Below are 6,571 nucleotides of genomic sequence, written 5' to 3'. Positions count from 1 at the left end.
AGCCCGGCGCCCAGCGTCGGGCGGCCAAGGCGCAGGCCATAGGCGCGCGGCCCGGCGCTGCGCGGGGCTTCGACTTGCGCCCCGGTGGGCGTGGGCGCGATCAGGCCATTGGGCAGGGGGGTGCCGATAACGGGAAGAAGGCGCAGGGCGGCAAGGGCAGGCGGGATGGCCGAAGCAGGAGCCGCAGCCGCAGCCGCAGCCGTAGTCGAAGCAGCGGGCATGGCCTGAGTTCTGTCGCTTGCCACGGCGCCGGTGGCGGTGGTGGCGCCGGCGGCGGCAGGTGCCGGGGCTTCGGGCTGGCGGCCGGTCAGTTCGTCCTTCAGCGCGGCGATGCGCGTGCGTGATTTGGCCAGGCGGATTTCGGGGTTGGCCACCAGCGGCAGCACCGCATCCAGAGCGCCCGCAGCGTTCAGCGCTTCGATGTGGGCGACAAGCGCGCCGTCAGTCGCCGCGCCGAACAGGCGGCGCAGGGCGGCGCGCACATCCTCGTTCCAGCGGTCCAGCGGCTTGAGCGCGTTTTCGATGCGGGACAGCACGACCGGGGCGATGCCGTATTCGCTTTCCAGCACCGCGATCGTCAGCGCCGGATCGCCCCCGCGCCGCGCGCGCAGGGCGGCGGCCAGCAGTACCGCGCCAAGTTCCGCTTCAGGGTCGGCCGGGGCGGGGCCGTGCAGCGGTTCGGCCCAGGCGGCGATATCGAAACCGGGGGCATCCACGTCGATCAGCAGGTCCACCGGGTCCACCCCCAGCGCGCGGCCCAGATCACGCAGTTCGTCGGCCCGCGCAAAGATTTCCCCGCGTTCGATCTTGGAGAGGCGGATATAGGTTATTCCCGGAAGGCGTTCCGACAATTCCAGCAGCGAACCGATATTGAGTTGCTTGCGGAACTTGCGGATACGATTGGGGAATACAAGCGCGCGATGGTAATCGATCGTCGTCATCGCCGCCTCCGTTACTTGTTGTGTATCGGCCCGTTGATGCATTCCGGGCGACTTGTCGTTCATGCAGATCTTGTTTCCGTTGCGAGGAAGCCTCGACTTTTCATGCCCGGCATTCCCGGTCAATCCGTATAACCGCCGGACATGCCGAATCGGGTCTTTTTCACGACCGCCGTTGTTGCAGCGGAACTTGCGATCTGGCCTCTACCCTCTTGCGATATCCTTAAAATTTCGCATTTCTTGCGCAATTCCAAGACTCCCCTTCCGAAAAACCCGGATGAGACCGTGCAATCCCGCAAGTTTGCGGCTTTGCGTCACAACGCTGCAATGTCCGAAATGGATGCTGAATCCGGGATGAGCGGCGCGAATTTTTTATGCGACGGGGCCTTTGCGGCCATCATCCTTTAAATTGGAGGATCGAAAAGGCCTGGCCCTCCAGTCTTACCCCTTGCCCACCGCCGTCTTCATCAGCGCCATCTGTTTGCGGTAGAGGCTGGTCATCGCCGCATAGTCCTGCTGCACCTGCCCCAGCGAAAGCAGCTGGTCTTCCAGCGTCACGTTGTTGCCATCGGGCTTGGTTTCGCTGGTGTTGCCATCGAGCACGATGCGCCCGCCCGCCTGCGGGGCGCTGGCGCCCAGCGCGGTCATCCCGCTGGACAGTTCCACATGCGGCCGGGCGACGTGGGGCGTACCCTGTGCGCCCAGCTGGCCGTCGACCAGCGCGGAAAAGTCCGGCGCCTCCACCGTGCGCGCCTTGTAGCCGGGCGTTTCGGAATTGGCGACGTTCTCGGCGATCACGCGCTGGCGTTCGGCCATGGACTTCATGGCGCGGCCCATGCCGTCGAACAGGGGGGGAAGCGTGGACATGGGGGCGTTCCTTATGAACCCGAAAGGCGCGAAAGCGCGGCCTGATAGCTGGCGAGGCGCGATTGCTGGTAGGCGCTGCCGGTGCCCGTCGCCAGCGTACCGTCGACGACCGCCGCCTTGCCCGCATCCCAGTAAAGCGAACGATAGGCCGACTGGATCATGGAAAGCGCATCCTTGATCTTGCCCAGCGCGGTGGTGGCCGTGGCGGCGGCGCTCAGCGTCAGTCCATCGGAAAGGCCCAGGTTGAAGCGGCCCCCCGGCGTCACTTTCGCGGCCTTGGGGTCCAGCACCCTGGAGGGCACCAGACGGATCGGATCGAGCCCCAGCTTGGAAAGCGCATCGCTGCCGTCCGCGCCCGCGATCAGCTCCAGCGTGTGCCCGGCCTTCACGTCGATCCGCAGGCTGGACGCGTCGTTGGTGAAGGGGGTGGCGATGGTGGCGTCGGTGCCGGTGATCTTGCGGATCTTGGCGGCAAGGCTGGTCATCGTCTCGCCCTTTTCGATGGTGACGGTGCGCGCGGCCTCTCCATCGACGCTGATCTTGAAGGTATCGCCTACCCGCAGCGAGGTTTCGGTGATCAGATCCCCGGTGGTCTGCTGGTTGAGCACGCCGCGATGCAGGCCCAGCGCCCCCAGCGCGCCGGTTGCCCCGCCCGCAACGGCGGCGATGCGCACCGGCTCTACCGTGGCGCTGCGGCTGCCCCATTGCGACACCGTCTGCACCGACCCCGTCGCCGGATCGATCCGCGCCACGAAGCCGTCGACGGTGCCTGTCTTCGCCTCTCCCAGCGTGCCCGCCGTGCGCCCGCCGACATAGAGCACGCCGCCCAGATAGGCGACGCTGTCTGCCTGATCGGCGCTGGCGGTGCCGATGTAGCTTGTGGTCGTGGCGGAGAAGTCGGGCTCCACCAGCGTCACGAAGGCGTCCATCCCGCCGCTCAGGGCATTGGCCTGCGCGCCGCCGATCGCCGTCGTGGTCGATCCGACGATGGCGATCTGCCCCGTGTTGGATACCGCGATCGCCTTTGCCGATGCGGTGCCCAGCGCCACCGATCCCAGGTCCGTGCCCAGCGATGCGGCATCGATCCGGCGCAGCGTGGCGACGCCCTGTTCGCTGGTCAGCGCCAGCAGGTTGCCGTCCCCGTCGATGGCAAGGGCCGAGATGGAATCCGATCCGCCGCTATCGATGATGCGCCGCTCCTGCATCTTGCCCGCCGCGTCGAGCCGCACGATCACCGCGTCCCCGCCCCCGCTGGAGGCGCGCCCGGCGATGTAGATCGACCCGTCGTTGCCCACCGTCACCGCGCTGGCGGTTTCATTGCCGACCTGCCGGATCGCGGTGCTGGAAAGTTCCTCTCCCTTCGCGTTGAAGCGGCTGACGAGGAGGTCGGTCTGGCTGTCGTCGCTGCCGTTGAAGGCGCCCGAAACGGTGCCCGCAACTACGATCTCCCCGTTCGGCGCGATCGTTACCGCCGCGCCGGATGCAGAGCCCGCCGCGCCAAGGTTGCGCTGCCAGATCACGGTGCCTTCGCTGTCCACTTTGGTCAGGAACAGGTCGTCCGCGCCGTCGCCCACCTGCTTGCCCAGATCGCCCGAGGTGCTGCCCACGATGTAGCTGTAGCCATCCGCATCGGTGACGATGCCGTTGGCGCTGCTGGGGGCAAGGACGGTGTAGTCGGCGTCTTCGTCAAGATCGGTCTTGGTGGCCTTGGCGGTGGCCAGCGCAACGGCCTCTGCCCGCGCGGTGCCGGTGGTGTCGATCCCGTTGATCTTGCTCAGCCGCTCCCAGGTCAGCGACCCGGCCAGGTCTTCTATGCGATAGACATTGGCGGACGTGGGCGATTTCGTGCCCGATATCGTGGTCGTGTCGCCGCTGGCCACCATCAGCGCATCGCCCGCCGCGACCTGATCGATCGAGACTTTCTCGGTGCCCGAGGGGGTGAAGACAAGGCCCCACTGGCCGTCGGTCTTCTCCACCGTGAAATGCGATTTCCACTGCGAGGTGGTGTTGCCATCGGCATCGAGCACCGGGTTGCCGGCGGCGTCGGTGGCGATCTTCGCGCCGATCGCGGCATTGAGCGCGGCGGCGACCGAATCGAGCGTGGGCGGTTGCGTATCCGTTTGCGAAAGATCGACGCTGACGACTTCGCTGGTGGTGCCGCGCGTCAGGGTAAGCTGAAAAATTTCATTGCCGCTCAGCCCCTCGACGGGCGCGGCGCGGGTGGCCGTCACCCCGGCCCCGGCGACCGGGTCGGAGGCATAGCGCGCCTCCACCCCCAAGGACCGGGTGCTGCTGGTGACGGAGTCGAAGGCGATCTCCAGAAGGTCGGTATCGGCCGTGCCCAAAAAGCCCTGAAGCTCTGCAAGGCCCTTGGAAAACGCCTTGTCCAGCGATGCGCGTTCGGTGTCGGATATCGTCTTGGAGGTGCCCGCCTGTGCCAGAATACGCAGGTTTTCCAGTGCTTTGTATGCCGTGAAGGCAGTCTGGATATCGGGCAGATCCTCCAGTGAACTGTCGGTCTTGGTATCGATGATCGACGATAGCCGCTTGACCGCGGCAACCTGCGCGGTGGTGGCCGTATCGGTGCCCAGCGCGTCCAGCCAGGGCGCGGTCGTCTCGGGCGTGGTGAAGGCCTTCTTCGCCGCGATCACCGCAGGGCTCTCTGCCGAGGCGGCGGCACTGAGATAGGATGAGTAGGCCGTCGTTCCTCCCAGAACCGACAGGCCGATCAACCCATTATTCAGACTTATCGTCAATTGTGCCTCGTGATCCGGTTGCGCGGGTGTCCCTCCTATAAATAGAAGGAAGACTTCGCGATCGGATGAAATTGCGCATTTTTCAAGGAATCTCGCAGTGAACATGATGACCGCGGTGGGTGAGCCGCCGGAGCTCAAGAAATATTCGGGCACCCAGCGCGCTGCCGCGCTGCTGCTGGCGCTCGGCCAGGAGCACGGCATTCCCATCTGGCAACAGCTGAACGACGACGAGATCAGGGAGCTGTCCTCCTCGATCGCCTCGCTCGGCCGGGTGCCCGCTGTCGTCGTCGAATACCTGCTGGGGCAGTTCGCGGGGGAAGTGTCGTCGATCACCACGCTGCACGGCTCCTATGAAACGACCGAGCGGCTGCTGGAAGGCGTGCTTTCGCCCGAACGCGTCAAGGATATCATGGAGGACATCCGGGGGCCTTCGGGCCGGACGATGTGGGACAAGCTGTCGAACGTCAGCGAAGGCGTGCTGGCCGGCTACCTCAAGAGCGAGCACCCGCAGACCGTCGCGGTGATCCTTCAGAAGCTCAAGCCCGATCATTCCGCGCGCGTGCTGGCGGCGCTGCCGCGCGATTTCGGCACCGAGGTCGTGATGCGCATGCTCAAGACCGAAACCGTGCAGAAGGACGTGATCGTGCAGGTCGAGCAGACGCTCAAGACCGAATTCATGACCAACCTGTCCCGCTCGCAGCGGCGCGACCCGCACGAGGCGATGGCCGAACTGTTCAACGCGCTCGACCGCTCTACCGAAGAGGCGATGCTGGGCGCGCTCGACCAGAAGGCGCCCGAAGAGGCGGAACGCATCCGCGCGCTGATGTTCACCTTCGAGGATCTGGCGAACCTGCTGCCCAGCGCGATCCAGGTCATCGTGCGCAACTGCAACAAGCGCGAACTGGCGCTGGCGCTCAAGGGCGCGCCCGAGGATATGCGCCGCCTGTTCTTCGGCGCGATGACGGAGCGCGCCGCCAAGCTGATGCGCGACGACATGGCCGCGATGGGTCCGGTGCGCGCGCGCGAATGCGAAGCGGCACAGGGCAACCTCGTCACGCTGGCCAAGGATCTGGGCGAACGCGGCGAAATCATGCTCGCCGATCCCAAGAGCGACGATGCGATGATCTATTGATGTGCCTGCAGAGGTGCCGGCAGAGGTGAGTGTGGAAGGCGCAGCGACGATACAACCTTTCGGCTTCGACCGGGTGTTCTTCCACCCTGTCGAGACGCCGCTGGCGGCTATGCCGGGCGAACCTGTGCCCGGTGAACCTGTGTCCGGCCAACCGCACGCCACGTCCGCCGCAGAGGTGCGGCCCGAAGCGCTGCGTGATCGGATCGCGGAACTGGAAGGGCATATCGCGCGCCTTCAGGCTGATCATCAGGCCGAACTTGCCCGCGCCCGCGCCGACGGGTTCGAGGCAGGGGCTGCGCAGGCCCGCGGCGAGCGCGGCGAAGCCCTGCTGGCCGCCACCGATGCGCTGCACGCCGCGCTCGACGGGGTGGAGGCGCAGATCGACACTGTCACTCGCCGCCTGACGGGGGAAGCGGGGGCGCTGGCGCTCCACGCCGCCGAGATGCTGGCCGGCCATGCGATCGAGGCCACCCCGGCCCGCGCCGTGGACGAAGCCCTTGCCCGCGCGCTGGATCAGGTGACGCAGGGCACCGCACTGATCGTGCGCGCCAACCCCGACATGCGCGAGGAAGTGGCCGTCCTCATCGAAGCGCGCGAGGCGAAATGCGGCCGCCCGTTGGCGATCACCGTGGTGGAAGACCCGCAAGTGCCCGAAGGCGATGCCCGCATCGAATGGAGTTCCGGCGGCCTCAACGTCGACGCCCAGGCCCGCCGCGCGGCAGTGATGGCCGAACTGGCAGGGGTGCTGATTTAGGGTCCTGACCCTAGGGCGGCGGTGCGGGCCTGAGAGAATTTTCCCCATCCCGGCAAGTCTTGCCTAGCATCATCCTATAATGCCCTCGGGGGCCGCGACTGGGGTGGCGCCGAGATGTCGGAAG

Annotated in this window: 6 protein-coding genes; 3 read left to right on the top strand and 3 right to left on the bottom strand. The window is 66.4% G+C overall.

The genetic code is table 11. The features are described 5' to 3' along the window. On the bottom strand, positions 1-941 hold a 941-nt coding region (locus A8V01_RS11470), incomplete at its 3' end, for a helix-turn-helix domain-containing protein (RefSeq protein ID WP_103095993.1). Positions 942-1,082: 141 nt separating this feature from the next. Here A8V01_RS11470 and A8V01_RS11465 point away from each other — a divergent pair. Continuing rightward, on the top strand, positions 1,083-1,346 hold the full coding sequence (locus A8V01_RS11465) for a Ku family protein (protein ID WP_103095983.1): 264 nt from the start codon (positions 1,083-1,085) through the stop codon (positions 1,344-1,346). A 33-nt stretch (positions 1,347-1,379) separates the two neighbouring features. Here the strand turns inward: A8V01_RS11465 and A8V01_RS11460 are convergent, their stop codons facing one another. Beyond that, a complete protein-coding gene (locus tag A8V01_RS11460; RefSeq protein WP_103095982.1) occupies positions 1,380-1,805 on the bottom strand; it encodes a flagellar basal body protein in 426 nt (141 codons plus the stop codon). 11 nt (positions 1,806-1,816) lie between these two features. Further along, a complete protein-coding gene (locus A8V01_RS11455) occupies positions 1,817-4,561 on the bottom strand; it encodes an NHL repeat-containing protein (RefSeq protein WP_103095981.1) in 2,745 nt (914 codons plus the stop codon). Positions 4,562-4,664: 103 nt separating this feature from the next. Between A8V01_RS11455 and A8V01_RS11450 the strand changes: the two genes are divergently transcribed. Further along, positions 4,665-5,693 (top strand): flagellar motor switch protein FliG, encoded by a 1,029-nt coding sequence (locus tag A8V01_RS11450; RefSeq protein WP_103095980.1) that lies wholly within the window; start codon positions 4,665-4,667, stop codon positions 5,691-5,693. A gap of 1 nt (position 5,694) precedes the next feature. After that, entirely contained in the window at positions 5,695-6,447 is a 753-nt protein-coding gene (locus A8V01_RS11445; RefSeq protein WP_245892436.1) for a FliH/SctL family protein, read from the top strand. Positions 6,448-6,571 lie beyond the last annotated feature (124 nt).

It is taken from the genome of Novosphingobium guangzhouense (genome assembly GCF_002896965.1).
Classification (GTDB): Bacteria; Pseudomonadota; Alphaproteobacteria; order Sphingomonadales; family Sphingomonadaceae; genus Novosphingobium; species Novosphingobium guangzhouense.
This window is presented reverse-complemented; position numbering and strand designations above follow the sequence as displayed.

Excerpts from the sequence above, each read along its gene's own strand:
- A8V01_RS11465 (WP_103095983.1), top strand. The coding sequence starts at position 1,083 with ATGCCGAATCGGGTCTTTTTCACGACCGCCGTTGTTGCAGCGGAACTT.
- A8V01_RS11460 (WP_103095982.1), bottom strand. The coding sequence starts at position 1,805 with ATGTCCACGCTTCCCCCCCTGTTCGACGGCATGGGCCGCGCCATGAAG.
- A8V01_RS11450 (WP_103095980.1), top strand. The coding sequence starts at position 4,665 with ATGATGACCGCGGTGGGTGAGCCGCCGGAGCTCAAGAAATATTCGGGC.